Consider the following 27,000-nt stretch of genomic DNA (forward strand, 5'->3'; position numbering starts at 1 on the left):
GGGGACAGGTCCGATGGGGAGATGCAACAATGACATCCGGCCCGAACATCGCTCTTCTTTGGCGTGGGCAAGCAGCCGAGTGGACGCATCGCTTTCATGAAGCCCGGCAGTGGCCGATAATGCAGGCCTTGCGGGCGCTCGGGGCGACCGCAAGGCCTGTACTGTACAGGGACGAGGCGGTTCGCGAGATTCGGGACGAGCTGCTGTCGTGCGACGCAGTGCTGGTCTGGGTGAATCCGTTGGACATTTCAGGCGACCGCTCGCAGCTCGATCCAATGCTGCGCGAAGTCGCGGGGTGCGGCGTTGTCGTCAGCGCGCATCCTGACGTGATCGCCAAAATCGGCGTCAAGGAAGTGCTCTACACAACGCGATCCATGGAATGGGGCAGCGATGTCGATCGATACGTGGACGCTGAAGGCCTTCGCGCTCGTTTCCCCGAACATCTTGCCGCAGGCCCGCGCGTGCTGAAGCCGAACTACGGCAACGGCGGCAGGAATGTATGGCGTGTCCAACTAGACGAAGCGGGAAACGCTCCGGCTTTGAAAACGTCGGTGAAAGTTCAAGAGGCCCGCCAAGGAAGCAAATCGGAGCGCATCAGCCTAGCCGAGTGCTTGGAAAGGTGGGTGCCGTTTCTAAACGACGGCGGCGTGCTGATCGATCAGGCTTATCAGCCGCAGTCGTCCGAGGGCATGGTCCGCTGCTACGTGTGCGGGCACCGAGTGGTTGGCTTTGGGCACAACCTGATCACTGCGCTGATGACGCCAACGGCCATTGATACAACGTCGTCAACCCCACAGCCGATGGGCCGCGCCATGTTCGGACCGGAGGTGACGCGCTTCGCAGCCTTACGGAAAGCGATGGAGGATCGCTGGATTCCAGAGATGCAAAGGTTGCTGTCGATCGTCGACCACGATCTTCCGCTTCTTTGGGACGCCGACTTCCTATTTCGCCCTGGTGAAGCCATCAGCGATGGCTCCTATGCGCTTTGCGAGATCAATGCTAGTTCGGTTGCACCATTTCCGCCAAGCGCCGTCCAGCCAGTCGCCGCAGCGGCAATCGGTCGCGCTCTTGCCATTCGTTTGACGAAGGAGACCTCCAATCCTCATTGATATGATTCAAGCAATTCAAGAGACGTGACATTGGTCGTATCAATCAGACAAGCCTAAGGGTGAGCGAGGCTGGGTGAAACCGGCTCAGGTGGCAGCGCGGAGATACTGGTAGAGGGTTTCGCGACTGATCCCCAGGTCACGGGCGATGACGGCCTTGCGCTCGCCGTCATCAACACGGCGGTGCAGCTCGGCGACCATTTCGTCGGAGAGGGAACGTTTCCGCCCGCGATAAGCACCGCGTTGTCTGGCGACCGCAATGCCTTCGCGCTGCCGCTCCCGGATCAGGGCGCGCTCGAATTCGGCGAACGCACCCATGACCGAGAGCATCAGGTTGGCCATCGGGGAATCCTCGCCCGAGAAGGCCAGGCTTTCCTTCACGAACTCGATCCGGACGCCTCTTTTGGTGAGGGACTGAACCAGTTTGCGCAGATCGTCGAGATTACGCGCCAATCGATCCATGCTGTGGACCACGACGGTGTCACCCTCGCGGGCGAAGGCGAGCATGGCATCGAGTTCGGGGCGGTTGATGTCCTTGCCCGATGCCTTGTCGGTGAAAATCCGGTCGAGCGACTGCCCGTCCAACTGGCGATCGACATTCTGATCGAATGTGCTCACCCGGACGTAACCGATCCTCTGGCCTTTCATCGCCGCCTCCGGTCAAAATGTCAGGTTGAATTCTATGACACGGCGGAACATGCGTCAATAAATGCTTGCCATAACCCTATCCTGACAGAAACCGCCGCTGCATCCTGACGTCCGGTTAGGCTATACTCCAGATTGACGCTAGCCTGTCGCTCTCGACTCGGGATGGAGGCAGGATGGCGCGGCGGCGATTATTGACCGGAGAAGAAAGGCGTCGCCTGTTCGATATCCCCCATGACGAAACCGCGATCGTCGGCCACTATACCCTTGCCGCCGAGGATCTCGAACTGGTCGGTCGCCGCTATCGCCCTGCCAACCGCCTCGGTCTGGCAACGCAGATCGCGCTTATGCGGCATCCCGGCTTCGGTTTGCAGCCCGACGTCGACGTCCCCGATGCGGTCCTTCACTATCTCGCCGCCCAGCTCTTCGTCGATGTTGATGCGTTCGCCGACTATGGCCAGCGCGCGCAAACACGTAACGATCATGCCGACATTGCGGCACGGCATCTGGGGCTACACCCTTTTCGGCGAGGGGATATACCGCTCGCGCTCGATCTCGCCGCAAGAGCTGCGGAGCGGACCGATCGGGGCGAACCTATTGTCCGCGCATTGATGGAGGGGCTGAAGCAGGAACGCTTCATTCTTCCATCGGCAGACACGCTCGAACGTGCGGGCCTCGCCGGCAGGGCACGCGCCCGCAAAGCCGCGGCGGCGCTCATTGTCGAAAGCCTGGGTCATGCCGAACTGGCGCGGATCGATGATCTGATCGTCAACAACAGCGACTTCGGCATGACGCCGCTGGCCTGGCTGCGCAATTTCGAGGAAGCGCCCACCACGGCGAACATCAACGGGCTGCTGGAACGGCTACGCTATGTGCGCGGAATCGGCATCGACCCGGCGATCGGCGCGAAAATCCCCGACTTCCGGTTCGCGCAGTTCATGCGCGAAGGTGGCGTTGCGCCGGCGTTCCTGCTCTCCGATTATAGCCTTAACAGGCGCCGCGCGACGCTGATCGCGGCGGTCATCGACCTCGATGCCAGGCTCGCCGATGGTGCGATCCAGATGTTCGACAGGCTTGTCGGAAGCCTGTTCACACGGGCGCGGCGCGGGCGGGAAAGGCGCTATCAGGACAGCATCCGCTCGGTCGGCGAACTTATGCGGCTGTTCGGCGCGACGATCGCCGCGCTGGGAGAGGCGGTCGAACATGGCGGTAATCCGCTCGAACTGATCGACGAAGCGGTAGGCTGGCACAGACTGGTCGCAGCCAAATCGCAGGTCGATGCGCTGGCCGAGCTGGCGGGCGAAGATGCGCTTGTCGCGGCGACTGGTCGCTATGCGACGCTGCGGCGGTTCAGCCCGGCTTTCCTCGATACATTCACGTTCAAGGCATCGGGGAGCGGATCGCAACTGGTCAAGGCCATCGAGGTCATCCGCGATACCAATGCCCGCAAGGCCCGCAGCCTGCCCGAGGGCGTTCCGCTCCCATTCGCCAACCGGCAGTGGAAGCGCCTCATCACCGAAGGTGGCCAGGTCGATCGCCGGCGATACGAGACGGCCATCATGGCCACGCTGCGCGATCGGTTGCGCGCCGGCGACATATGGGTCGAAGGAACCCGCAATTATCGCCGCTTCGACACCTATTTGCTGAGTCGACGCGATGCCGATAAGGTGGCCGACAGCCTGCCATTCCAGACCGATGCGGCCGCCTATCTGGAGGAGCGGGCAAGGACGCTCGACTGGCGGCTGCGCCGTTTCGCCAAGCAACTCAAGGCGAACAGGCTCGCGGGCGTGGCGCTCGAACGCGACCGGCTCAAGCTGCAACCCATGCCGGCGATCACTCCACCCGAGGCGGAGGCTCTCGATCGCAGGCTCGACGCCTTGCTTCCGCGCGTGCGGATCACCGAACTCCTGGTCGAGGTGGCCGAGCGCACCGGGTTCCTGAGCGCATTTCGCGATCTTCGGTCCGGCAAGGAGCATGACAACCCGCACGCGATCCTCGCCGCCATTCTCGCTGATGGATCGAATCTGGGTCTAGAGCGCATGGCCAACGCCAGCGACGGGGTGAGCTACGCCCAGCTTGCCTGGACCCACAACTGGTATTTGTCGCCCGAAAACTATCAGGCCGCGTTGGGGATGATCGTTGCCGCGCACCATGATCTTCCTTTCACGCGCCATTGGGGAGCCGGCACTAGTTCATCCTCCGATGGGCAGTTCTTCCGCTCGGGCCGCAACCGATCGGCGGCGGCCGACATCAATGCGAAATATGGCAGCGAGCCGGGCCTGAAGATCTACTCCCACCTGTCCGATCATTTTGCCTCGTTCGGATCGCGGATCATGTCGGCCACCGCCGGCGAGGCCCCCTACGTGCTGGATGGCCTGATGCTCGGCGCCGGCGCGCTACCGCTGCATGAGCATTACACTGATACCGGCGGCGCGACGGACCATGTCTTTGCCCTTTGCCATCTTCTCGGCTTCCGGTTCGTGCCCCGTCTGCGCGACATCGCCGACCGGAAACTCGGCTCGATCGCCGCGCCTTCGACCTACAAAGGCATCGAAAGCCTCATGGGCCGCACGATCAAGACGGCGGCGATCGAAGCCGATTGGGATGACATCGTCAGGATCGTCGCCTCCATTAAGGAAGGAGCCGTTGCGCCCTCCGCGATCCTGCGCAAGCTGGCCGCCTACAAGCGCCAGAACAGGCTGGATTTTGCGCTGGCCGAACTCGGCCGCATCGAGCGGACGCTATTTGCGCTCGACTGGCTTGAACAGCCCGACTTGCGTCGCGCCTGCCAGGCCGGCCTCAATAAAGGCGAAGCACGTCATACCCTTGCCGCCGCGATCTACACCAACCGACAGGGGCGGTTCACCGATCGCTCGATCGAGAATCAGGAATATCGGGCATCGGGCCTCAATCTGCTGATCGCGGCGATTTCTTACTGGAACACCGTCTATATGGACAGGGCCGCCCAGCATCTCCAATCATCCGGCGGCACCTTCGATGATGCGCTGCTTGCCCATCTCTCGCCGATGGGCTGGGTGCATATCAGTTTGACCGGCGACTATCTGTGGCAAAGGGCAAACCGGCTCTCCCCTGGCGAGTTCCGCACCCTCAACGATCCCATGGCCCGCCTCAAACTCGTGGCATAGCCAGTGTTCTCATTATGTCCGCCAAATCGTTGTCTGGCGCACAAACCTTGAGGTGACGCCCATCCCAATGCTCGACGATACGACCCTCATCATCTAATCGGAAGATGTCGATGCCAGCGTAGTCGTGGTCTCCGGGCCAGTGCTGATGGCAGTGCAGGACCACGGTATTTCCTTCTGCAATAGTCCGCTTGAATTCGACTCTCTTGCCAGGCCACTCTCGTGCCATCCGCTCAAAATAGTCGATAAATGCCTGCTTTCCGGTAGCGACTTGAGGGTTGTGCTGGATATATTCTCCGCCGACATATTGCTTGATTGCCTCAGCAGGTCGGCAGTCGTTGAACATCATCTCGTAAAAGGCGATCACGTTCGCCTTATTTAGCTCCAATGACATCTAACAGCATCCTTCCCTGAGAAAACGATCCTCTTTTGAAATGGTGTCGCGAACGGCCGGTCCGGGATCGGGCGCTAATCCCAAGCCAGCGGACCTCCCGCTAGCATTCCCCTTTCACCATCCCGATCGGAGCAGTCGCCGGGCTTAGCGTACGACTTGAACCATCCTCTCACCGGCGCCCTTCCTAGACCATCAACATACGTCAGCTTCTGTCCCGTGTCGTGATCGCGACCCCCGCGGAGGCGACGATCAGGCCGGCGATCTGCACCGCGCCGAGCGCCTCCCCAAAGAGCATGAACGCCAGCACCGCCACGACGGGCGGCACAAGGTAGAACAGCGAGGCGACGACCGAGACCGCGCTGCGCCCGATCATCATCAGGAGCAAGGTCATCCCGCCGACCGACAGGCCGATTACCGACCAGGTTAGCGCGCTCCACGCCTCCCAGCTGCCATCGAAGCGCATATCCTCGGTCAGGAGCGCGACGGGCGCGATGACGAGGCCCGAGGCGGCGAATTGGATCGCCGCGCCGACGCGTAGGTCAACGCCACCGCCGCTGCGCTTCTGCCAGATGGTGCCGAGCGTGATGGCGACGGTCGCCAGCGCCGCGACCGCGACGGTGACGGGAGCCGCCGCGTGGACGGACGAGGTCACCTGCGGGGCGAGCACCATTGTCGCGCCGATCAAGCCGACCAGGATTCCCATCCACTGCCGACGGGTGACGCGGTCGCCAAGCATCGGCCCGGCCAGCGCTGCGGTCAGGAGCGGCTGCAGGCCTGTGATGAGGGCGCAGACCGCTGCCGGCAGGCCATGGCTGACTGACCAGAACACGCCCGCCAGATAAATTCCCTGGAGCAGGAGGCCAGCGACGACCGCGTTCGCCCACAACCGCGGTTCGCGGGGCCTGGACGCACCGGCGAGCGCAGCTAAGCCGGTGAATATGGCCGTACCGCACGCGAAGCGGATGGTCAGGAAAGTGAGCGGGTCCGCGTGGCCCGCGACGAGGCGTGCGACCAAAAAGCCAGTCGCCCAGATGCTGACGAACAGCATCGGGGCGACCGTAACGAGGTCGGGAAGCGACCGGGACCTACCGGACACTTGCCCGTGGAGAGAGGGTTCAGAAATTGATCGTGCCTTCGACCGTGAACATGCGCGGCGGGCCGTACGTCACCTCGGCATAGCCGGATGCTGCGGTGAGGGACGAATTGCCGCTGCCAATATAGGCCTTGTTGGTCAGATTGGTGACGCCCGCAGCGATGCTGTAGCGGTCGGCCCGGTCGGCGTAACGCAAGGTCGCGTTGACCAGCGCATACTTGTTCTGGGCGATCTGCTCGGTGTTCGGCGCGTCGAAGTAGGTCTTGCTGCGGTACGCGACGTCGACGCGCGGAGTGAGCGAACCCGAGCTCAACGGGATGCGGTAGGCGAACCCGCCGTTGAGGCTCCACTTCGGCGTATAGGCCTGCATGTCGTCGAGGTCGACGCGACCTAGCGCGCCAGGCGCAAGGTTCGCCTGCCCGGCATTGAGCGCGTTCGTGAAGCTGTCGTAGCCAAAATCCGTGTATCCGACGCCGAAATTGATCAGCAGCGGACCGATCGGGCTGACGGTTCCTTCGACCTCGAAGCCATTGATCGTCGCCTCGCCGGCGTTGCGCACGACCGGGGCGACGCCCTCGCGCACAACGATCTGGATGTCCTTGTATTTCGACTTGAAGGCTGCGGCGGAAAGCCGGAGCGTGCGGCCGATGAGCAGCTTGCCGCCGATCTCGTACGACGTCACCTGCTCGGGGTCGAATTCGGGCAGAAATTCCCGACCCGTCGGCGCGTTGGGCGAGATGACGGGCTGCACGATGCGGGTGTTGAAGCCGCCGCTCTTGAAGCCCTGCGAGTAGCTCGCATAGGTCATGAGCTCCGGTGTCCACTGATATTGCAGCGTCGCCGCGGGCGTGAACTTGCTGTTGGTCTTCGAGTTGAGGACCGGGTTGAAGAGGAAGGTCCGGGAGCCGGTGCAGGTCGCGGCCACCGCGCCCGTGCGCTGCGGCCCGAGGCAGACGTTCTGGGCGTTCAGCGGCGCGGGATAGGCCACGTTGTAGCCGACGTTCGTGTAGCCGTAGCCGCTGACGGCGGCGGTCTCGAACGGCGTGGCCTCCTTCTTGTCGCGGGTGTAGCGGAGGCCGACCGTCAGGTTCAGCTTGTCCGTGATCGCGAAGGACTCCTGCGTAAAGATCGCCAGCGATTCATTCTTGATGTCGGCGTTGTTGTTGAGGCCGCCGACGCGCAGTTCCTCGCCGGTGGTGGCGCTGATCTGCGACGGGAGGAAGACCGGGTAGAACTGGTAGTCGGTCTCGCGAAAATAGTAGGCGCCGAATTGGTACTTGAGGCGGCCGTTGGGGGTCTCGCCAAGGAACTGCAGCTCCTGGGTGAACTGCTTTATGTTGTCCTGGTTGACGGTCTCGAGGATGCGCAGCGGCGTGTTGTCGGCGTCGCGGATCGAGAAAGGGTTGGTCTCGCGATAGGCAGTGATCGACTTGACGGTCAGCCAGTCGGCGACGTCGTACTGGAGTGTCAGGCCGATGCCGTACATCTCCAGCTCGGACCGGCTGGGCGCGTTGGAGGCGACCTTGAAGGGGCCGAGGGCCGAGTACTGGTTGTTGGCGCAGCGGCGATCGTTGTTCTCCGGCACCGGCGTGACGGGGTTCGTCAGCGCGAAGCCGGGACAACCCGCGATTACCGAGGCGAAGCGGACGAACGCGGCGCTGGTGTTGATCCCGCCGAAGACGGTCGGCGACCCGTTCACGTCGTCCTTGGTGTAGTCGCCGATCAGCAGCGCCTCGAACTTGTCACTCGGCTTCCACAGCAGGCTTGCACGGGCCGCAAATGTGTTGACGTCACCGAAGTCGCGTCCGTCGAGGATGTTGGTGACGTAGCCGTCGCGGATGCGCTTGGTGGCCGCGAACCGTACCGCCAGCGTCTCGCTCACCGGGAGGTTGAGGACGCCGCGCAGATCCGCGCGCTTATAGTCACCGAGCGTCCAGCCAACGTTGCCGGACACGCCGGAGAAGTTTGGGCGCGCGGAGAAGACCTGGATGGCACCGCCGACGGTGTTGCGACCGAACAGCGTCCCCTGCGGGCCGCGGAGCACCTCGACGCGCTCAACATCAAGTAGCGATATGGCGGTTCCACTGGCGCGTGCGAAGTAGACGCCGTCGACGTAGAAGCCAACGCCGGGATCGGTCGAGGCCAGGAAGTCGGTCTGACCGACGCCGCGGATGAAAATCGCGGAGGACGAGCTGTTGCCGGATGCGGGCGCAACCGCGCTGAATTGGACATTGGGAGCGAGCTGGGTGAGCTTGTCGGAGGAGTCGATCTGACGCTCGGCGAGCGCGCTGCCCCCGAACGCCGCGACGGAAATAGGGACGTTCTGGATGCTCTCCTCGCGACGGCGCGCCGTCACGACGATGTCGCCAATGCCTCCAGGTTCCTCGGCGATGGGGTCGGACTGCTGTACGGGTGGGGCGGAGGCCGCCGGGGCCGGCGCGGCCTGTGCTGCCGAGGTGCCCGCCTCAACGACGGGCTGTTCCGGTGGCGTTTGGGCGGGAATGGTGGTCTGTGCCAAGGCAGGGGCGGGAACCACGCCAAGACCGATCGCGAGTGCCGTGCTGGACACAGTTCGGCGGATGGTCGCCGTGTAGCTTCGATGAGCCTTCATGTATTTCCTCCCCGTTCGCTCGACTGCCGGGGCTCCGCCCGGTCAGAACGCGTTCGTTGACGAAAGTTAGGAAGAAGTCTTTCCGAACGTCCAATACAGATGACGTATGCGATCGATACCTAGGAGGTCGGTGACACCAACAAGGCAAATCAGTCTTTCGGGAATATCAAGTATGCCCCCGCCAAAGAATTCTTAGCCGATACCGGCATGGTATGTAAATCGATGGCACACCAATGATCTGTAGAAGCGGGTGAGCCCTTTGGAACGTTCGTCGGCGGCGCTGGATATGCCCCCCCCACGCTTGCGAGTTCGCGCACGGGGCGGGGCGCCTGCAAAGCCGGAAGTGCGAATGCGGCAGCAGCGCGGAGTCGCAACCGAGGTGGTCGCTGGCGCCCTCCAATAGCTCAGGGGTGTTCACGCGTTGAGGCAACCACCGAGGCTTCAGCGGCGCGAAGTTGGCAGATTGACGCTGGGGGAACATAAGGAAGGTGGGTCGATCGCCGCAGCGACCGGCCCACCTCGGCTTCGAGCTTGGTTCCGCAGGGTCGGTCAGAGGATTTTTAGGACCCGCACCTGAATTCGGGCAGCTTCGTTGAAGCCCTCTCGTGATTGTACGTCACGTCCGCCGATCAGCTCGAGCTGCCACTTCGGCGCGACGAATTTTTGGATCGCCAGTCTAATCTGCTGACGCTCAGAGCGCTGACCGGTATAGACGCCGTCGAGGTGCTCCTTGCCTCCCCACATACTCGCGGTGCCGATGGCGATCGTCGTCTTCTTGTCGGGCAAGGCGTACCGAAGCCAGCTCTGGACATGGTAGACGGGCTTCTTCGTCAACCGCTGGCTGAGCGCGCCGACGTCATTGTTGACCGTGAAGAAGTTCACGTCGCCGTAGAGATCGAGGGTGACGTTCTTGCCTAGCCCCTGGATGAAGCCAATCTGCGGATCGAACGACCACCGATTATTGCCGAAGTTGACGGCCTTGTTGCGGTCGTACGTCCCGGTAGGGATACCCACGATCGGCGAGAAGCCGAGATACGTCGAATAGTTATCGCTCGGCTTGTTAACAAACCAGATCGTCGCAAAGACGAGAACGTCTCCGATACCGGTGGATGATCCCAGATTCTGCCCACCAACCCGAGCATCATGGACCGACCCCACCGGTACGATGATTTGCGGATCGACGACGAACGGCCCGAGTTTCGTGAAGTGGACGTAGCGCAGCAGCGCGACCGATGTGTTGAGATTGGTGTCGTCCTTCAGCTCCCCGCCGCCTGGAAGCTTGAGCTTGTCGCGGTTGATGAACTGGCCGTAGACCAGCGCGAGGTCGGTGCCGGGGGGTAGCGCCGTGTAGTCACCGGGGTCGACCGCTGTCTGAGCTTGAACGGGTATGGCGGCAGCAAAGCCCAGCAGGGCGGCGGACGTCGCCAGGACGCCACGGATCGTTGCCGAAATCGGCATGGTGCATTCCCCTCTTTTTTGATCGTGTTCGTTTAGGCGGTGATGGCGCTGGCAGCCTGCTCCCCGATGATGACGCAGCCTGCCATGGTATTGCCGGTCGTTACGCGAGGCATGATCGAGGCGTCCGCGATGCGGAGGCCCTGGATGCCGTGAACGCGCAACTGCCCGTCCACGACGGACATGTTATCCCGACCCATCTTGGCGGTGCAGCTCTGGTGCCAGTAGGTCACCGCCGCGTTGCGGGCGAAGTCCTGGAGGTCGGCGCCAGTGATCTTCCCCGGCATAACCTCCCGCTTGTTGAAAGCCGCGAGTGGACCGGTATTGCCGATCTCGCGGCAAAGCTCGATGCAACGGAGCATTGCCGTCATGTCATCGGGCTCAGCGAAGGTATTTGCCGCAATGTTGACCGGGGAACTGGGGTCCGCACCGGTGATGGTGATCTCACCGCGGCTCTTCGGACGCACCACGGCAGGTGATAGCGACCAGCTTCCAGCAGGCGGGTTGTACTGCTTGCCCGTGACTTCACTCACGTAGGGAATCTCGATCTGGAACGGCTGCAAATCCGGCGTGTCGAGCTTGGAGTCACTCTTCCAAAAGAAAGTTGCCTCGGCGGCATTGTTGCGCGGCGCGATCGGCTCTTTGTACTCCCAGACGCAACCCGCGATCATCACGTGATCCTGGAAGTTCTTGCCGACACCCGGGAGGTCCGCGACGACAGGAATGCCGAATTTGCGAAGCTGCGCCGCCTCGCCGATGCCCGACTGCATCAGGATCTTGGGCGTGTTGATCGCGCCGGTCGAAAGAATTACCTCGCGCGTCGCACCGATGGTCATCAGCTTTCCGCCATGGGTGAACTCGACCCCAGTGACGCGCGTGCCCTTGGTGGTGAGCTTGCGGATCGTCGCCTGCGTGAGGACCGTGATGTTCGGCCGATCCAGAATCGGCCGGACATAGGTGCTGAACACGTTGAGGCGCTCGCCGGGCTTGTAGCGAACGTTGGGGATCGCAGCCCCGCCGACGCCCTCCATCAGGATGGCGTTCTGATCAGGGAAAGTCGGGATCCCAACGCCTTTGCACGATGCGAGCATCGCGGGCGCAATGGGCGAAGGATTTGGTGTTTCGCCGACATATACAAGACCACCCTTGCCTCGTCGGTGCGCATCGGCAGGACCTTGGTAATCCTCAATGCGGCGGTAAATTCCGAGCACGTTCTCGTAGCTCCAGCGCGGATCACCGGACTCACTCGCGAAATAGTCCCAGTCGTTCTTGTGACCACGCGACCAGATCATAACGTTGATCGACGATCCGCCGCCCAGGACCTTGCCCATCGATAATGGGATTTCGCGATTGTTGATCTTGGGATTTGGCGCGCCCTTGAAGCCCCAGTCCCGCTCGCTACCGAGGTTTGTGAACCAAACGCCAGGATTGGTAACGCTCGGCACCTGATCGCTGCCGCCTGCCTCAAGAAGCAGCACTTTGACCGCCGGGTTTTCAGCGAGACGGCGCGCGACAACCGACCCGGACGAACCGGCGCCACAAACGATATAATCGTACTGCTTTTGGAGTGCCGCGCCAAGCTGAAGCTGATTTTCGCGGGCGGCCTGCGCGAATGCGGCCCGGCTCACAGCAGTTGTGGAAGCGATTCCCGCCATTGCGGCAACTCGCAAGAAGTCACGCCGCTCGAGCCGCCCCTGCATCAAGCCATCCTCAGCGGCGAGGACTGCGTTGAGCGCCCGAATGCTCGCGTCGTCGTTCATCAATCCTCTCCTTGCGGCAATGGCGCCGCATCGTGTCGCTTCGGCTCCAGCCGAACGCATCGCCGCTTTTCGTGCGTGTCGATTTCAGGAGCGTAATGACGAGAGTCGACTGCCGTCCAATACAGATCTTGTATCTATCCAATACCCTGACGGTAGCTCGCCACGGTCGCCTGCGTACCACCAATTGGCTTGTAGACCGAAAACAACGCCTAAATTAGGGTCATCATATCCACTGGGTATCGGTGAGCGACCTCAACGGTCTTTGCGGCCCGATGTTGATCGAAGGTACGCTATGCCAAACGAAAAGCTAGGAGAGCGGAAGTGACGGACAGCACAAAACTGATCGGAGACGAGCAGCTTAGCGGCGGGGCGTTCACCGGGAGCTGGACAACGCTGTCGACAACGACAGACGTTCAAGAACCTGCAACGGGAGCGACGTTAGGCAAGATCGGCATCGCCAGCCCCGACGACATCGCGGCGGCTGCCGCGAGTGCGCGCGCCGCTCAGAAGGCATGGGCCTCCGATACTCCGGATAATCGGGCAGCCGTTTTTCCAAAGGTTGTGCAGGTTGCAACCGAGCGGTGGGACGAGATCGTCGAGTGGATCATGCGCGAGAGTGGATCGGTCAGAGCGAAGGCCGAATTCGAACTGTCTATAACCATCAAGTCGATCTCGCTTGCGGGTGCCATGCCACAGCAAGCGCAGGGGCTTGTGCTGCCGAGCGAGCGTGGGCGCATCAGCCTCGCCCGTCGCCGACCGTTAGGCGTCGTAGGCATCATCGCCCCGTTCAACTTTCCGCTCTATCTGGCGATGCGCGCAGTCGCACCAGCGATCGCGGTCGGCAATGCAGTTGTGCTAAAACCCGATCCGCGCACGTCCATTTGTGGCGGCTTCGTGATCGCCCGGTTGTTCGAGCTTGCGGGTCTACCAAATGGCGTCCTCCAGGTACTGCCGGGACGCGGCGACGCGGGCGAGGCGCTGTGCCGTGATCCGAACGTCGCCATGATTCAATTTACTGGATCTACCGCCGCTGGTCGGATGGTAGGCAAGACGGCCAGCGAAAACCTGAAAAAGGTCTCGCTGGAACTTGGCGGTAAAAATTCTTTGATCGTCCTCGAAGACGCGGATCTCGAACTGGCAGCCAAGAATGCCTCATGGGCGAGCTATCTTCATCAGGGACAGATTTGCATGTCTGCAGGGCGGGTGCTGGTGCATGCGACCATCGTCGAGGAGTTCACCAAGCGCCTCGTAGCTCACGCGGAAGCGCTGCCGGTGGGCGATCCAATGTCCGGGCAGGTCGCGGTTGGACCGCTCATCAACCAGACGCAAGCCGACCACGCCCGCAAGGTCCTAGATGGAAGCGTTGCCCAAGGTGCGAAGGTAGCTGCGGGTGGCACGTCCGATGGTTTGTTTTTCAAGCCGACCGTGCTGACAGGGGTAAGCAAGGACATGCCTGCGTTCAGCGACGAAATCTTCGGGCCTGTGGCGGTTGTCGTACCGTTCGAGAGTGATGAACAGGCGATCGCGCTCGCCAACGACACTGAATACGGCCTGTCCGCGGCGATCATCACCCGCGACGTTGGACGCGGTATGGCCATTGGTGACCGCCTTCAGGCGGGTCTGGTCCACATCAACGACCAAACCGTGAACGACGACGTCGTTAACCCTTTCGGTGGTGTCGGAGCATCTGGTAACGGAACATCGATCGGCGGCCCGGCGAACTGGGAAGAGTTTACGCATTGGCAGTGGACGACCATCAAGGGAACAGCACCCGCTTACCCTTTCTAGAATGCCTTCGAAAATTATAGTTCGATTGAAATGTGAGGTGTGCCACGAGGACTGTGGCATACCCGTCAATGAACACACGCAAACCCATAACGCTTGGCCGCTGATCGGTACCAGGCGGTGTTCGACGCCGCATTGAAACGAATCTACATAGAGCGAGGATTAAGACATAACCTCACCCATGTGTCCAAGCATCGAGGTGGAGCACCCGACTGTCTCGCGGGCCTATCGTTTGTAGGACAGTCGCCAGCAGTAAATTCAACGCGCCGACACCGTCTTGCGAGCGCACATAAGGCAGAGCTTCAATCCTCAAAGGAGCTCTGCGGTGCCGTTTGGTAGGGTGCCCTTTGGTCCTCCTTGGTTAGGACTTCAGGCGGACCAAAGGGCCAACCCGAGCCAAATTTATGACGTCCAATTTTGGCGGAAATCGGACCGGCCAGAGTAGGAACGCAGAGGGTATACCCATACCAGACCGCACACATTGAAGCCAGGCAGAGACATTTACCCATTGCAGGGCAGGCGTAATCAATGCGAGTCCTCTACTCTAATCGGAAGAGGGTGCCTTATGGATATCGACTTTGATGCGCTGCTGGATGACGACGAGGTCGCACCTATTAACCCGCGTGAGATATTCCAGACCCTCGACAAACATAAGGATTTCGATTTTCTTCGGGATGTTCAACGGGACGTACTCGACGGGTGGTTCTCCCGGAGAACGTCTAAAGACACTGTCATCAAGCTTAATGTAGGATCCGGAAAGACGACCGTCGGACTGCTCGCTCTGCAAAGCTCGATTAATGAGGGAATTTATCCGGCCGTATTTGTATGCGCGGATAACCTTCTAGTCGACCAAGTAGTATGGGAGGCAGATCGCTTGGGTATCGCCGTTTCTACGGCCACCCGGGACCCTGATGTCAAAGCCGGCTCTAAGATCCTCGTTACAAGCATCTATCACGTCTTTAATGGCATGTCAGTGTTTGGCGTCGCCAAAGAGGGCGAGAAGATCCCCATAGGCGCCATCGTCGTGGACGATGCACATGCATGCCTGCGCACTCTTGAGCGGCAATTCCGGCTAACGATCCCGTCCAGCCATCCCGTTTACGAATGGGCTCTCAACAGGTTCGAGGAGGCAATCAACCAACAAAGCCCACGCAGCCTCAAACGGATTAAAGCTAACGATCACAGCGATTACGTTGAGGTGCCCTACTGGGCGCTCAAAGATGCTGCAGATGAACTACTGACAGAGTTAGTCAACGCCGAGAGCGAAAAGCCCTTCAAATACGTCGTCCCATTCCTTGGCGAAGGCCTCGCGCTCTGCCGGGTGATAATAGGCGGCCAAGAGATGGAGATTTCTGCCGTCTATCCCTGGGCAGACCTGGTCAACCCCTTTAGGCGTGCCAAACGGCGCATCTACATGACCGCGACGCTCTCTGATGACACTATCCTAGCCACTCACTTTGGAGCAGACCCTGACGTTCTGGAGGTGGCGGTAACCACGCCTTCCGCGACAATGGGCGAGCGGATGATTTTGATGCCGCAACAGCTCAACAAGGACATAACGTTCAACGACGTCAGCGGTATGTTGAAGGAGCTTTCAAAGGAGCATAACGTCGTCGTTATTGTTCCATCGAAAGCAGCTTCTGAGGAATGGGCTAACCACGCCGACCAAATATTGATGGGCGATGATGTTGCTGACGGTGTCGCGAAGCTCAGGCAATCGCACGTCGGTATGACGGTGCTTGTGAACAGATATGACGGCATCGATCTCCCGGACGACGCGTGCCGCGTTCTCGCTATTGTAGGTCTGCCAGAGGCTGCATCGCTGGTAGAACGCGCGGACATGACAGTGCTGAGCGCGTCCGGTGTCACTCTGCACCGGCAGGTGCAGCGGATAGAGCAAGGCATGGGTCGTGGCGTGAGATCAATTGACGACTTTTGCGCCGTCATCCTGTTCGGCTCGAAGTTGACGGAGAGGCTTCTTTCTGCGGACGGAAAGGCGATGCTTACCGCCGCGACGAGTGCGCAGCTCGACCTTTCTCTAAAACTCGCGAAACAGGTCGAGAAGGCGGCGGGCGGGACAATCGATATCGGAAAGGTCGCTCAAGTCGTCGACCACTGTCTGAGCAGGCACGACGGGTGGCGAAAATCAGCGCGGTCGGCACTGCTGAAAGCCGAGGGATCAAATGAATTGCGCTTTGACCGCACGCAGGTGACCCTGCGATCCGCAATCGACTTGGCTCGAGATGGCGATACGAGGGGAGCAGTCGCAACGCTGCAACCTGTGGTGACCTCAGCAACGGACGATGACAATAAGGCCTGGTTGATGAGCCGCCTTGCGCAGCTTACGCACTTTCACGATCGGGCAGAGGCGCAGAAAATAACCAAGGCGGCCTACGCTTTGAACCGGAGCGTAACCCGCCCACTCGAAGCGCTTAGCTATGAACGCCTCTCAACAGTGAACGAAGCTCAGGCTGTGTCTGCAATACGTTACCTGCGGACCCGCCGTCTTGAGCATCAGGATCGGATCTTTTTCGCGACGGACGTCAAGGAGGATCTTGCCTTTAAGCGCGTGCCTTACAAACGTTTTGAGGAGGCTGTGCGTCAGCTTGGTCTAGCAATCGGGATGCTCTCGCAGCGGCCAGAGGAGGACTATCAGGAAGGTCCGGATAATCTCTGGCGGCTACCAGGGAGGGAGTTTCTGGTCATAGAATGCAAAAATGAGGCTGGATCCGAGGAAGGCATAAAAAAGCGCGACCTCGGCCAACTCGGCCAATCAATCGAGTGGTTCAAAGACCGATATGGGGATACCGAGCCATTTATCCCGATTATCATTCATCCACTCTCGTATGTAGGGCCGCAGGCCACTGCTATACCGGATTGCCGGGTCATAGATGGGCACCGGCTTCGGCTACTTAGAGATAGCTTTTTGGACTTCGTTAAAGCGGCGAATGAGGAGGTTCTTGGAGACCCCGCGGCCGTACATCAACAACTCGCCACACATAACCTGACAGCAGATCGCTTTATAGACGCGTTTACCGTACCACTTGCATAGGCGTAAATCGATGAGGCGGAGTGTCTGTAGCCCCGCCTAGAACCGATATGACGTTTCGGAGTTAGGGCTGGAAGTGCCTATTTTAGCAGACGGTCAGCACGGTAATTTAAGGCAGCGCTTCCTCGGTCGCGCTGTAAAGGTCCTGCGCCTTTCGCTTCCAGTCGTCACACTGCTAATACCTCCCTATATATTATTTGTGGGAGAATCATCCCAGCTTTCGTTGTTCAATGAGTTTGGCCTGCCATCCGGCTTGCAGGACCAGACTGCGGCTGGCGATTTCATAGCCGGAATAGTCGCTATCCTGAACGCCTCCGCGACAGCGATCTTTCTGGCGGTTACCTTGATATGCATATTAGGCGGCGCTGTAAGCATGACCTGCCTAGCGATCATCGATAGAATACGATGGATCGATCGGAAGGTTGGTCATCGCGTAAGGGCGGTCAGCCGAGCAGGCATGAACGGTATGAAGGCAGCAGGCTGCTTTGGACCTATTATAATTGGGTCCGGCCCCTTTGTTGCCATGATCGTCTTCGGTATCCTGTACGGTCTTTTCTTTGCATCAGGTACAGTCCTCTCGGTTGGTTACGAAGAGGGCATGCGGCTCGCGAAGGAAGCAAAATCGAGTGCCTTGATTTGCGCTGGCCTAAAGAGACCAGCGGCGAATGGCGGCAGAACAGATTGCGTATCAATTATTACGAGCGGCGGATCGAGGATTTCTGGTTATCCAATGCCGACGGATCAGCAAATCATTGTCATAGATCAATCGGGGAATGCCAATTGGGTGAAGAGCGACGACGGCCTCACTGTGATGAAGACCACTATTCAACATCCGCATCCGCAGCCTACCAAGCCGAAGCCTCATAAATCCCCATAACGGTGCCGCATAAAAGGCAAAGTCGGCGCGGCCGCTTGCAAGTGCAGCGCTATTCTAAGCGCATGAGTTGCGCCGGATACGGAGATACAAGTGGCTCTAACTCGTTCCAGGGGCCAGTGAGCCATCGAGCATAATCGTCGTCATGCAGAATGACAGGCATTGCCTTGGGGTGTATAGGCGAGACTAGGAAGTTGGGCTCAGTAGTAAGAAAACTATAAGCATTCCCGCGCTCCGTCGGTCTCCAAATTCCGGCAAAGGCGAAGACAGGTCGGCTGGGCACGTCGAACCAGTGCAGCGGCTTCTTGCCGTCCTCACCAGGCGCGAGTCCATATTCAGAGAACGACGTAACCGGCACGAGACAACGCCGAGCCGGGGTGGTCAGCATCGACCGCCAGAAGCTGGAACTGAGATTGCGCACGTTGGTCACGTACTTCGTCAGCTTTACCGTCGGATCACGCTTACTCGGCACCTGCGTCGGCACGCCCCACTCCATGCGCTCGAGCCTGCGATCGTCGCCATCCTGCACAACGACAGCGCCATAGAACGGCGTCTTCTTCCCCGTCGGGAAGATATCGCCAATTGGAAACGTCTCCTCCACCTCATAGGGGGTGCGGATGCCGAACGTCGCAGCCACCTCGGCCTGCTTCGCCGTTAATCGATACCGATTACACATCAGCGCCTCCTATCGGCGCCGGCGACGATCGCCGGCGCTTGTTCGTCAGAGCTTGTCCTTCAGACCCTTCGCGGCGGTAAACGACACCTTCTTCGACGCCGCGATCGTCATGGCTTCGCCGGTCGCCGGGTTGCGGCCCTGCCGCTCGGGCCGATCCTTGACGGCAAACTTGCCGAAACCAGGGATCGAGACTTCATCGCCCTTCGCTGCAGCGTCCGCGATCTGATCGAAAACCGCCGTGATCGCCTTCTTGGCGTCGGCTTCGCTCGATCCCGTCGACGTGGCGACGCCCTTGGCCAGCTCGCTGATGTTCATGCTATTCATGCTCCCTAGAAAAACGAGCGGAATCCTTACTCATGACGAGCGACGACACAAAGACCGTACTGGATGAGGCGAACGCCCGAGCGGTTGCGCTGATGCTCGACAAGCTCGAGGACCACGATGTTACCGTGATCTATGAGGCAGTCGGCGGGATAGGGCCGATCGCTGACATCGCGGCTGACGCCATGAAGAACCGAAACATTGACCTCTAACTTGCAGCGTGTCGCTCGCGGGTGATGCGCGGATCCTCATACAGGTCCCGCATCGCCCGCAGCCGAAACCCATTCCACCAGCGCTGCCAGCGGTGCTCGGCCGCATCGTGGATCATGTGGCAGCGTTGACAGAGCGCTCGCAGGTTAGCCGGGGCGCTGTTGCTCGGATCATGATCGAGGTGCGCGCATGCCAGCACGACATAGGTCGTCCGGACGCTCGCCAGCGTAAAGCCGCCCTTCATCGAAACCCGCTTGCCCTGGTCTGACCGCCAACACCTCGCATCGGCATCCCACCAGCGTCCATCGCCAAGGTGAGCGACCCGCCGAAGGTGCGGCCGACCGCATTGCTCGCAGCGCCTGCCGGCGCGGTCGAACCGGATCGTGCCTGACAGCTGCTGCCAGTCGATCGGGTAAAGCCAACGGTTTTCGGCGCGGATCGGCATCGCATTTCTATGAGTCACGCGACCAGCCTTGGAAAGCTGATTTTCGCCGTTTGTTTTCACACCGTTTTGCAGGTGTTCCACCGCGAAACGATGAACCGAGAGGATCGAGGCTTGACCAATAGAGCTCGGTAACGGAACATAAAGGGAACGAGTAGAGTCTAACCCTTATGCCCGCCGCCCTTGATTCATCAGCGCCGACCATAGCGCATCTTCGGACGATCGCCACACCCGCGACCGACTTCCGCATCATGCCTTTCGGTGTCGATGCGATCGACGGGCGGCTCGGGGCAGGGGGCCTTCGCGCGGGCGCGCTACACGAGGCGACGGCACAGAGTGCCACGATGGTCGACGACGCGGCGACGACCCTCTTCCTCGCCAGCATCGCCGCGCGCGAAGCTGCTGCGACAGGCGGGCCGGTGTTGTGGGCGAGCTGCCGCGCTGACCTGTATGCGCCGGCGCTGGAGCAGATCGGCTTACCCAGCGCAGCCGTGATCCATGCCCAACCGCGCGATGACGCGGCCCTTCTGGCGGTGATCGAGGATACGGTGCGCGACGGTACACCGTCTGCCATCGTCGCGGAGGCGAGCAAAGTCTCCATGGTCGCCACCCGCCGCCTGCAGTTGGTCGCGGCCGAGGCTGACATGCCGGTCCTGCTTTTGCGCCGTCGACGCGGACTCAACGAGGATCCGCTTGCCGAACCATCCGCGGCCTGGACCCGCTGGCGGATCGGCACCACACCGTCCGAGCGGCTTGAGGTCGCGGGTGTAGGAAGGGCGAGATGGACGGTGGAATGCGCTCGCCAGCGTGGTGGTGAGGGCTTCTCCCTGATTGTGGAGGGCAGCGATGAGACGGGTCGTCTCGCTGTTCCTGCCGGACTTGGCCATCGAGCGGCTGAGACGGTTGGAACGGTCCGCTTCGCGGCAGCCTGAACGGCTTGTCCTCGAGCTGCCGGTAGATGACGACCCCGGCGCCTGTTCGGTGCCGCGGGGCGGCGGTTGGCGGCCAGGTGCGCGGTGGGCACGCGAGGGCCTGCCGTCCCGCGTCGACGTCGAGACGCAGATCGCGGCGCTGCCAACACATGCGCAGCCGCCTATGCGCGAGCTCGGCCGGCGATCGGAGGCAGCAAGCCACCCCTATAAGACCGTGATCGCAGGGCATCCGGAGCCAAAAGCATCGCCGTTGGATATTAAAACCCATGGCTTTCCACCTCTGGCGCTTATCGGGAAGGCTGGCCGGCGCGAGGAGGTGGTTGCTGCCTGCGAAGGCGCACGGGCGCTTGGCATCCATCCCGGTATGGCTGCGACCCATGCGCGCGCGCTCGTATCGGATCTCGATTTCCGTCCGGCCGAGCCGGAGGCTGATGCTGCACTCCTCGACCGCTTGGCGCTGTTCGCGGTTCGGCGCTGGTCTCCGATTGCTGCTGTCACGCCCGCCGATGGGCTCTGGATCGACCTTGCTGGCTGCGCGCATCTGCATGGTGGTGAGGAGCGGTTCTGCAGGCGGCTGATCGCCTTCTGCCGTCGTGCCGGCTTTACCGCACGCGTGGCCGTCGCTGATACGGCAGGGGCGGCCCATGCCCTCGCTCGCTTCGGCCGCAGCGAGCTGACCCGCGTCGAGCCGGGTGCAACCGCCAGTGCGATCTCGCCGCTGCCGATCGTCGCATTGCGCCTGGCGCCGAGCGCCATCAGCGCGGCCAAACGCTTCGGCTTCGAGACGATAGCGGATCTGCTGCCGGTCGCGCGCGGACCGCTGGCGCGTCGGCTCGGCCTGCCGGCGATCACGCGTCTGGACCAGGCGCTCGGCGCCGTGGCCGAGCCAATCACCCCGCGCGAGGATGCCGAAGTTCCGATCGTCGAACGTCGCCTCCTTGAGCCGATCGGCACAGCTGAGGCGATCGAACAGGTTATGGGCGACCTGCTGAACGATCTAGCGCAGGTCCTGGAGGCGCGAGGCTTGGGCGCACGGGCACTCCGCCTCACGGCCGTGCGCGTCGACGGCACGGAACAGGTCGTGGGTGTCGGCACGTCGCGGCCGACGCGCGAGGTATCGCACCTTCTCAGGCTCCTGAAGCTCAGGATCGAGCGGATCGACCCTGGCATGGGTCTCGAGCAATTCTGGCTGGTCGCGCCGCATACCGAACCGTTGGATGCGGTCGACCTTGGCGCGGTCCTCGCCGGCGAGACGCTGGTGCGGGACCCGGCGCGCCTCGTCGACGTCATCGCCGGCAGGATTGGAGGCTATGCCGTCTACCGGCTTGCGCCCGTCGAAAGCCATGTGCCGGAGCGGGCCGTCACCCGCTCCGACCCGGTGGAGATGCCAGGATCATGGCCGGCATGGAAGCGCCCGATCCGCCTCTTTGCCCGGCCTGAACCGCTGGCGCGCGTGATGGCGCTGATGCCGGACCAGCCACCGCGTCGGTTCGAGTGGCGGGGCAAGACCTACAAGATCGTTGCCGGCGACGGCCCCGAGCGCGTGCACGGCGAGTGGTGGCGCCGCGATGCCGAGGTGTGGGCGGTGCGGGACTATTACCGTGTCGAGGACGATGCGGGCGGCCGCTACTGGGTCTTCCGCCGCGGTGACGGTTTCGAGGAAGATACGGGCGACCTGTCCTGGTGGATGCACGGGGTCTTCGGATGACCCACTATGTCGAGCTACAGGTGCTCACCCATTTTTCGCTCCTGCGCGGCGCGTCGTCGCCGGAGGAGCTGTTCGCGGCCGCGGCGCTGCTCGGCTACCCGGCGATCGGCGTCAGCGACATCGGCACCGTTGGGGGTGTCGTACGGGCATGGGAGGCGCAGAAAGCCACAGGCGTCCGCTCGATCGCGGGCACGCGCGTCGATCTGTCCTGCGGCCGGCGCCTGCTGCTCTATCCGACCGACCGGCCCGCCTGGTCGAGGATCACGCGGCTGCTCACCGTCGGCAAGAAGCGGGCGGGCAAGGGCGGGTGCCTCCTCCACTGGCACGACCTCGAGCCGTGGTCCGAGGGTGTTGTCGCCATCCTGCTGCCGCACGAGGCGGACGAGGAGAACGTCGCCGCGCTGAAGGACCTGAAGGCTATCTACGGGCGTCGCGGCTATATGGCCCTGTTCCAGCGGCGTCGGCCGGGGGACGCGGTCCGCATCGATGCGCTGGCGCGACAGGCGGGCGGGGCAGGCGTCCGTGCCGTCGTGACAGGCGACGTCCTCTATCATGCGCCCGAGGCACGACTGCTGCAGGACGTCGTGACTGCAGTGCGCGAGAAATGCACCGTCGACGAGCTCGGCTATCGCCGGGAGGTGAACGCGGACCGGGCGCTCAAGTCGCCAGACGAGATGGTCCGGCGATTCCGCGCCTATCCGGACGCGCTACAGGCCAGCGTCGACATTGCGCGCATCTGCACTTTCGACCTTGGCGAGCTGGCCTATCAGTACCCGCACGAGCGCCTGATCGAAGGGCTGTCAGCGCAAGAAGCCTTGGAGAAGCTGGCGACCGAAGCGGTCGAGCGGATGTTCGACGGCAACGTGCCGGAGGCCTACACGACGCAGATCGCGCATGAGATGCGGCTGATCGGCGAGCTAGGCTACGCACCGTACTTCCTCACCGTGTACGCCATCGTGCGCGAGGCGCGTCGGCGCGGGATCCTCTGCCAAGGCCGCGGCTCGGCCGCAAACAGCTGCGTGTGCTTCGTGCTCGGCGTCACCTCGATCGATCCGATCAAGCATGAGCTGCTGTTCGAGCGCTTCGTGTCGGGGGAGCGCCGCGAACCGCCCGACATCGACGTCGACTTCGAGCATGAGCGCCGCGAGGAGATCATCCAGTGGATCTATGAGACATACGGTCGCAACCACTCCGCGCTGACGGCGGTCGTGACGCGATACCGCGCGCGCGGCGCGGTGCGCGACGTCGGCAAGGCGCTTGGGCTGCCTGAGGACCTGACCTCCTCGCTCGCCGGCCTTGTGTGGGGCTGGTCGGCCGAAGGCGTCGGCGAGAAGCAGGTCGACGAGCTCAACCTCGACATCGCCGATCGCCGGCTGCGCCTGACGCTCGACCTCGCGCGCAAGCTGATCGGCGTGCCGCGTCACATGTCGCAGCACCCGGGCGGCTTCGTGCTGACCCATGATCGCCTTGACGACCTAGTGCCGATCGAGCCCGCTGCGATGGAGGATCGGCAGATCATCGAGTGGGACAAGGACGACATCGACTCCCTCAAGTTCATGAAGGTCGACGTCCTCGGCCTCGGCATGCTCGGCTGCATGAACCGGGCCTTCAACCTACTCGAACAGGACAAAGGCATTCGGGTTGGATTGGCCGACCTGCAGGACGATGACCCGGCCGTCTACGCCATGATCCAGAAGGCTGACACGCTCGGCACCTTCCAGATCGAGAGCCGCGCGCAGATGAGCATGCTGCCGCGCATGAAACCGCGCCGCTTCTATGACCTCGTGATCCAGGTCGCGATCGTGCGGCCGGGGCCGATCCAGGGTGACATGGTCCACCCGTACCTTCGCCGGCGTGAGGGGCTGGAACGGCCGGAGTACCCGCGCCCGGAGCTGCGCGCGGTGTTGGAAAAGACCCTCGGCGTTCCCCTGTTTCAGGAGCAAGCCATGAAGGTCGCCATCGTCGGCGCGGGCTTCACGCCGGCCGAGGCGGACCAGCTGCGCCGCGCCATGGCCACCTTCAAATTCACCGGCGGGGTCAGCCATTTCAGCGAGAAGCTGATCGAGGGCATGGTCGCACGCGGCTATCCCCGCGACTTCGCGGAGCGCACCTTCCGCCAGCTTGAGGGCTTCGGCTCCTACGGCTTCCCCGAGAGCCACGCCGCCAGCTTCGCCAAGATCTCCTATGCGAGCAGCTGGATGAAACACCATCATCCGGACGTGTTCTGCGCCGCGCTGATGAACGCGCAGCCCATGGGCTTCTACGCGCCCGCACAGATCGTCCGCGACGCGCGCGAGCACGGGGTCGAGGTGCGGCCACCTTGCGTCAATGCGAGCCGGTGGGATTGCACCCTCGAGCGAACAGGCGGGCGTTATTTGGCGGTGCGGCTTGGCCTGCGAGTAATCCGCGGCCTATCGAACGCTGACGGAGCGAAAATCGTCTCGGCGCGCAGCACCACCGCATATGACTGCGTCGAGGACGTGTGGCGCCGATCCGGCGCGCAGCGTGCCGCGATCGAGAAGCTGGCGGACGGCGATGCCTTTCACAGCTTCGGTGCCGATCGCCGGCAGGGTCTATGGAAGGTGAGGGGGCTCGGCGAGGCTCCGCTGCCGCTCTTTGCCGCGGCTGACCGCGCGGCCGAGACACTGAGCGCGGAAGGCATTGAGCCAGAGGTGCAGCTGCGGGCGCTGACTGATGGCCGTGAGGTGATCGAGGATTATCGCAACCTGCAATTGTCGCTCCGTGCTCATCCGCTGACGTTCGTGCGTGACGAGCTGACACGTCGCGGCGTGACGCGCTGCGCGGATCTCGCCAGCGTCCGCGACGGCCGCCATGTCGAAGTCGCGGGCATCATCCTTGTGCGTCAGAAGCCCGGTTCCGCGAAGGGTGTGCTGTTCATAACGATCGAGGACGAGACCGGAATCGCCAACGGCATACTTTGGCCCGACCGCTTCGAGGCGCAGCGCCGAACCGTAATGTCGGCCTCCATGGTCGGTCTAAAGGGGCGCGTGCAGAAGGAAGGCGAGGTGATCCACGTCATCTGCGACCGGATCGTCGACCATGGCGACCTGCTCCACCGTGTCGGAGATATGTCCTTCCCGCACCGCACCGGGCGCGGCGATGCGGGCCAACATCCAGGCTCACCGGATCGCGGGGACAAGGGATGGCAGCCCGAGCCGCGCAACCAATACTGGCCGCCCCATGCGGACGGTAAGGATCCTGAGGAGGTCGCGCGCTTCAAATCGCACGACTTCCACTAATCCGTGTCGACGCTGCCTCGGCACCAGCGCGTGGTGATCGCGCTGTCGGTGCACATCCTGCGTGCCGGCGTGGCCAGGTGTTCGGAGACGACCGTCGACGGCATGGAAGTCCGTCTCGCGCTACGCTGTCTTCTACCCCACTGCCCTGAACGTTGGCCCCTCGAGCTCTATTGGGATGCAGCATCCCAGACGAACGAAATTGGCAGAGCCCAAGGCGTGACGGCCGCGTTTAACGGGATCGTTCGCCAGCTTCGCAAGGCGGGACGGTATGAGGACGTGTCACCGCTGTGAGCAAACGGCCGACGATCGAGGCACCGTACAAAACGCTCGGTGAATGGGCGGCCGATCGCGCCGACATGCGGATTGCATGCGTCTGCGGTCGGAGCATGAACATGCCGGCAGGCCAAATCCTCGAACGGTTTCATGGCGACGGCGACGTGGCATCCAAGGTCATTCGGTTGCGATGCCGAGGATGCGGTCGCCGCGGCCATGCTTCTGTATCGTCGGTGCCGATCCTGCGCCGCTAAGGCATCAGGCGTCGCCAACGGTCAGTGCAGACCTTCCGCCGTCGGCCTTTCCGGCCATGCCGGGCACCTCATCAAGCTGACGAAGATCGGTGAACTTGCCGCGCTCCTCACGGTAGCGCACAATCTCGAAACCATGGCCTTTGAGCTCGGGAACAGCATCCAGCTGCTCGGCCGTCGCAGTGTTTACGTTGACGAGAGATGCGTCGCTCATGGTCATCCTTTTCGTTTGCCGGTAGCAAACCGATAGGAGCCCCTCCCGGTTCAGACTGCCGCAGAACGGCGAGAAAGGGTGACCAATGGCCAACCATGACGCTCCGGAAGACACGAACGATATTCGGGCGCTGCTCGCCCATTTACTCGCTGGCGTCACTGGCAAGCCCGAAGCGCACTGGGAAAAGCTGATAGGCGAGGTGACGGCTTTGCCCATCGTATTCAATCCCCGGTCAAATTGGAGGATTGATCAGAGCGGCACGATGAAGGAGATCGACGCCATTGCGAAAGCCGCAGAGGTTGTGCGCCAGGCACATCCCTACGTCCCGTCACCGAAAACCTTGACCTAGTCGCCGAAGATTTCGGCAATCGGTCGACTGAAAAGGCGTGCAATCTGGAACGCGCTAGACAACGATGGATCGTGCTTCCCCGTTTCGATCGCGTTGACCGCTTGCCGTGAGATCTGAAGCCTTTCAGCGAGCTGTGCTTGGCTCCAACCACGCTCTTTGCGGAGGACCTTCAGCCTGTTGCAAAGACCCGCCACGGCTTAGAAGGTGACAACAACGGCTTGGCGGACGAGCCGCTGAGCGCTTGGTGAGGTTGACCGGGCACCTGGCGAGCGTTGTGTTGGTCGTGGCGCACTCACCATCTGAGCGACTGAGCTATAACTGACAGGGTGGATGCCGTCTTGTGTACGAAAGGCGTCCAGGTGCACGACCGTATCGCCGAAGGTCACGGCAACAGTCCTGACGATCGCTGAGGCAGCCGGGTTATACGGCGCGATCCAAACGACCCGGGA

21 protein-coding genes are annotated in these 27,000 nt (G+C 61.9%); 10 read left to right on the forward strand and 11 right to left on the reverse strand.

Going from position 1 to position 27,000, the window contains the following annotated elements:
- Window positions 1-29 precede the first annotated feature (29 nt).
- Window positions 30-1,109 carry a Cj0069 family protein gene (locus GGQ96_RS16670; protein WP_157838154.1) on the forward strand — a complete coding sequence of 360 codons (1,080 nt, stop codon included), beginning with the start codon at window positions 30-32 and terminating at the stop codon, window positions 1,107-1,109.
- 84 nt (window positions 1,110-1,193) lie between these two features.
- Here the strand turns inward: GGQ96_RS16670 and GGQ96_RS16675 are convergent, their stop codons facing one another.
- Entirely contained in the window at window positions 1,194-1,754 is a 561-nt protein-coding gene (locus GGQ96_RS16675; RefSeq protein ID WP_017184234.1) for a recombinase family protein, read from the reverse strand.
- A 173-nt stretch (window positions 1,755-1,927) separates the two neighbouring features.
- Between GGQ96_RS16675 and GGQ96_RS16680 the strand changes: the two genes are divergently transcribed.
- Window positions 1,928-4,897: a Tn3 family transposase gene (locus GGQ96_RS16680; protein WP_008603805.1), complete on the forward strand. Its 2,970-nt coding sequence runs from the start codon at window positions 1,928-1,930 to the stop codon at window positions 4,895-4,897.
- On the opposite strand, the gene GGQ96_RS16685 is transcribed toward GGQ96_RS16680, so the two are convergent.
- The 5 genes from GGQ96_RS16685 to GGQ96_RS16705 form a co-directional block, all read right to left on the reverse strand.
- Window positions 4,881-5,288, reverse strand: a complete 408-nt coding sequence (locus GGQ96_RS16685) for a nuclear transport factor 2 family protein (protein WP_184116617.1) — start codon at window positions 5,286-5,288, stop codon at window positions 4,881-4,883. The two genes, GGQ96_RS16680 and GGQ96_RS16685, sit on opposite strands and share 17 nt — an antisense overlap.
- A gap of 202 nt (window positions 5,289-5,490) precedes the next feature.
- Window positions 5,491-6,336, reverse strand: coding sequence for a DMT family transporter (locus GGQ96_RS16690; RefSeq protein ID WP_066667189.1), 846 nt, complete (start codon window positions 6,334-6,336; stop codon window positions 5,491-5,493).
- Between the two features lie 67 nt (window positions 6,337-6,403).
- Entirely contained in the window at window positions 6,404-8,992 is a 2,589-nt protein-coding gene (locus GGQ96_RS16695) for a TonB-dependent receptor (protein ID WP_082731222.1), read from the reverse strand.
- Window positions 8,993-9,541: 549 nt separating this feature from the next.
- Window positions 9,542-10,450 carry a transporter gene (locus GGQ96_RS16700; protein ID WP_066667187.1) on the reverse strand — a complete coding sequence of 303 codons (909 nt, stop codon included), beginning with the start codon at window positions 10,448-10,450 and terminating at the stop codon, window positions 9,542-9,544.
- A gap of 32 nt (window positions 10,451-10,482) precedes the next feature.
- Window positions 10,483-12,207 (reverse strand): GMC family oxidoreductase, encoded by a 1,725-nt coding sequence (locus GGQ96_RS16705; RefSeq protein ID WP_066667186.1) that lies wholly within the window; start codon window positions 12,205-12,207, stop codon window positions 10,483-10,485.
- A 321-nt stretch (window positions 12,208-12,528) separates the two neighbouring features.
- On the opposite strand from GGQ96_RS16705, the gene GGQ96_RS16710 reads away from it, so the two are divergent.
- From GGQ96_RS16710 to GGQ96_RS16720, 3 genes are all read left to right on the forward strand, one after another.
- Complete coding sequence (locus tag GGQ96_RS16710; RefSeq protein WP_022676122.1) at window positions 12,529-13,995, forward strand: benzaldehyde dehydrogenase; 1,467 nt, start codon at window positions 12,529-12,531, stop codon at window positions 13,993-13,995.
- A 562-nt stretch (window positions 13,996-14,557) separates the two neighbouring features.
- Window positions 14,558-17,044 (forward strand): DEAD/DEAH box helicase, encoded by a 2,487-nt coding sequence (locus GGQ96_RS16715; protein ID WP_184116618.1) that lies wholly within the window; start codon window positions 14,558-14,560, stop codon window positions 17,042-17,044.
- 73 nt (window positions 17,045-17,117) lie between these two features.
- Window positions 17,118-17,918, forward strand: coding sequence for a hypothetical protein (locus GGQ96_RS16720; protein WP_183937298.1), 801 nt, complete (start codon window positions 17,118-17,120; stop codon window positions 17,916-17,918).
- Window positions 17,919-17,967: 49 nt separating this feature from the next.
- Here GGQ96_RS16720 and GGQ96_RS16725 read toward each other — a convergent pair whose 3' ends face one another.
- Together GGQ96_RS16725 and GGQ96_RS16730 are read right to left on the reverse strand one after the other, a co-directional pair.
- Window positions 17,968-18,591 carry an SOS response-associated peptidase gene (locus tag GGQ96_RS16725; protein ID WP_082731335.1) on the reverse strand — a complete coding sequence of 208 codons (624 nt, stop codon included), beginning with the start codon at window positions 18,589-18,591 and terminating at the stop codon, window positions 17,968-17,970.
- A 45-nt stretch (window positions 18,592-18,636) separates the two neighbouring features.
- Window positions 18,637-18,906 carry an HU family DNA-binding protein gene (locus tag GGQ96_RS16730; RefSeq protein ID WP_066773491.1) on the reverse strand — a complete coding sequence of 90 codons (270 nt, stop codon included), beginning with the start codon at window positions 18,904-18,906 and terminating at the stop codon, window positions 18,637-18,639.
- Between the two features lie 41 nt (window positions 18,907-18,947).
- On the opposite strand from GGQ96_RS16730, the gene GGQ96_RS16735 reads away from it, so the two are divergent.
- The gene (locus GGQ96_RS16735) at window positions 18,948-19,124 is read left to right on the forward strand and encodes a hypothetical protein (RefSeq protein ID WP_156442302.1); all 177 of its coding nucleotides are present in this window, start codon (window positions 18,948-18,950) and stop codon (window positions 19,122-19,124) included.
- Here GGQ96_RS16735 and GGQ96_RS16740 read toward each other — a convergent pair.
- Window positions 19,121-19,567: a hypothetical protein gene (locus tag GGQ96_RS16740; protein WP_066773494.1), complete on the reverse strand. Its 447-nt coding sequence runs from the start codon at window positions 19,565-19,567 to the stop codon at window positions 19,121-19,123. The genes GGQ96_RS16735 and GGQ96_RS16740 overlap by 4 nt on opposite strands.
- A 167-nt stretch (window positions 19,568-19,734) precedes the next feature.
- On the opposite strand from GGQ96_RS16740, the gene GGQ96_RS16745 reads away from it, so the two are divergent.
- The 3 genes from GGQ96_RS16745 to GGQ96_RS16755 are packed head-to-tail and all read left to right on the forward strand — an operon-like array spanning window position 19,735 to window position 25,464.
- Complete coding sequence (locus GGQ96_RS16745; RefSeq protein WP_183937299.1) at window positions 19,735-20,496, forward strand: ImuA family protein; 762 nt, start codon at window positions 19,735-19,737, stop codon at window positions 20,494-20,496.
- The gene (locus tag GGQ96_RS16750) at window positions 20,411-22,204 is read left to right on the forward strand and encodes a DNA polymerase Y family protein (protein ID WP_242417102.1); all 1,794 of its coding nucleotides are present in this window, start codon (window positions 20,411-20,413) and stop codon (window positions 22,202-22,204) included. Before GGQ96_RS16745 ends, GGQ96_RS16750 begins: the two co-directional genes overlap by 86 nt.
- The gene (locus GGQ96_RS16755; protein WP_066773501.1) at window positions 22,201-25,464 is read left to right on the forward strand and encodes an error-prone DNA polymerase; all 3,264 of its coding nucleotides are present in this window, start codon (window positions 22,201-22,203) and stop codon (window positions 25,462-25,464) included. The genes GGQ96_RS16750 and GGQ96_RS16755 overlap by 4 nt, the downstream gene beginning before the upstream one ends.
- Before the next feature lie 531 nt (window positions 25,465-25,995).
- On the opposite strand, the gene GGQ96_RS16760 is transcribed toward GGQ96_RS16755, so the two are convergent.
- Complete coding sequence (locus GGQ96_RS16760) at window positions 25,996-26,202, reverse strand: helix-hairpin-helix domain-containing protein (RefSeq protein WP_066773553.1); 207 nt, start codon at window positions 26,200-26,202, stop codon at window positions 25,996-25,998.
- Between the two features lie 85 nt (window positions 26,203-26,287).
- Between GGQ96_RS16760 and GGQ96_RS16765 the strand changes: the two genes are divergently transcribed.
- Window positions 26,288-26,551 (forward strand): hypothetical protein, encoded by a 264-nt coding sequence (locus GGQ96_RS16765; RefSeq protein ID WP_066773505.1) that lies wholly within the window; start codon window positions 26,288-26,290, stop codon window positions 26,549-26,551.
- On the opposite strand, the gene GGQ96_RS16770 is transcribed toward GGQ96_RS16765, so the two are convergent.
- Complete coding sequence (locus tag GGQ96_RS16770) at window positions 26,548-26,745, reverse strand: helix-turn-helix transcriptional regulator (RefSeq protein ID WP_082731336.1); 198 nt, start codon at window positions 26,743-26,745, stop codon at window positions 26,548-26,550. The genes GGQ96_RS16765 and GGQ96_RS16770 overlap by 4 nt on opposite strands.
- Window positions 26,746-27,000 lie beyond the last annotated feature (255 nt).

It is taken from the genome of Sphingomonas abaci (genome assembly GCF_014199625.1).
GTDB lineage: Bacteria > Pseudomonadota > Alphaproteobacteria > Sphingomonadales > Sphingomonadaceae > Sphingomonas > Sphingomonas abaci.

Bases quoted from the DNA above. Each gene is read 5' to 3' on its own strand.
- GGQ96_RS16715 (WP_184116618.1), top strand. From the start codon at position 14,558: ATGGATATCGACTTTGATGCGCTGCTGGATGACGACGAGGTCGCACCT.
- GGQ96_RS16680 (WP_008603805.1), top strand. From the start codon at position 1,928: ATGGCGCGGCGGCGATTATTGACCGGAGAAGAAAGGCGTCGCCTGTTC.
- GGQ96_RS16730 (WP_066773491.1), bottom strand. From the start codon at position 18,906: ATGAACATCAGCGAGCTGGCCAAGGGCGTCGCCACGTCGACGGGATCG.
- GGQ96_RS16740 (WP_066773494.1), bottom strand. From the start codon at position 19,567: ATGCCGATCCGCGCCGAAAACCGTTGGCTTTACCCGATCGACTGGCAG.
- GGQ96_RS16700 (WP_066667187.1), bottom strand. From the start codon at position 10,450: ATGCCGATTTCGGCAACGATCCGTGGCGTCCTGGCGACGTCCGCCGCC.
- GGQ96_RS16755 (WP_066773501.1), top strand. From the start codon at position 22,201: ATGACCCACTATGTCGAGCTACAGGTGCTCACCCATTTTTCGCTCCTG.
- GGQ96_RS16695 (WP_082731222.1), bottom strand. From the start codon at position 8,992: ATGAAGGCTCATCGAAGCTACACGGCGACCATCCGCCGAACTGTGTCC.
- GGQ96_RS16690 (WP_066667189.1), bottom strand. From the start codon at position 6,336: ATGCTGTTCGTCAGCATCTGGGCGACTGGCTTTTTGGTCGCACGCCTC.
- GGQ96_RS16735 (WP_156442302.1), top strand. From the start codon at position 18,948: ATGACGAGCGACGACACAAAGACCGTACTGGATGAGGCGAACGCCCGA.
- GGQ96_RS16685 (WP_184116617.1), bottom strand. From the start codon at position 5,288: ATGTCATTGGAGCTAAATAAGGCGAACGTGATCGCCTTTTACGAGATG.
- GGQ96_RS16745 (WP_183937299.1), top strand. From the start codon at position 19,735: ATGCCCGCCGCCCTTGATTCATCAGCGCCGACCATAGCGCATCTTCGG.
- GGQ96_RS16765 (WP_066773505.1), top strand. From the start codon at position 26,288: ATGGCCAACCATGACGCTCCGGAAGACACGAACGATATTCGGGCGCTG.
- GGQ96_RS16760 (WP_066773553.1), bottom strand. From the start codon at position 26,202: ATGAGCGACGCATCTCTCGTCAACGTAAACACTGCGACGGCCGAGCAG.
- GGQ96_RS16670 (WP_157838154.1), top strand. From the start codon at position 30: ATGACATCCGGCCCGAACATCGCTCTTCTTTGGCGTGGGCAAGCAGCC.
- GGQ96_RS16750 (WP_242417102.1), top strand. From the start codon at position 20,411: ATGAGACGGGTCGTCTCGCTGTTCCTGCCGGACTTGGCCATCGAGCGG.
- GGQ96_RS16705 (WP_066667186.1), bottom strand. From the start codon at position 12,207: ATGAACGACGACGCGAGCATTCGGGCGCTCAACGCAGTCCTCGCCGCT.
- GGQ96_RS16725 (WP_082731335.1), bottom strand. From the start codon at position 18,591: ATGTGTAATCGGTATCGATTAACGGCGAAGCAGGCCGAGGTGGCTGCG.
- GGQ96_RS16675 (WP_017184234.1), bottom strand. From the start codon at position 1,754: ATGAAAGGCCAGAGGATCGGTTACGTCCGGGTGAGCACATTCGATCAG.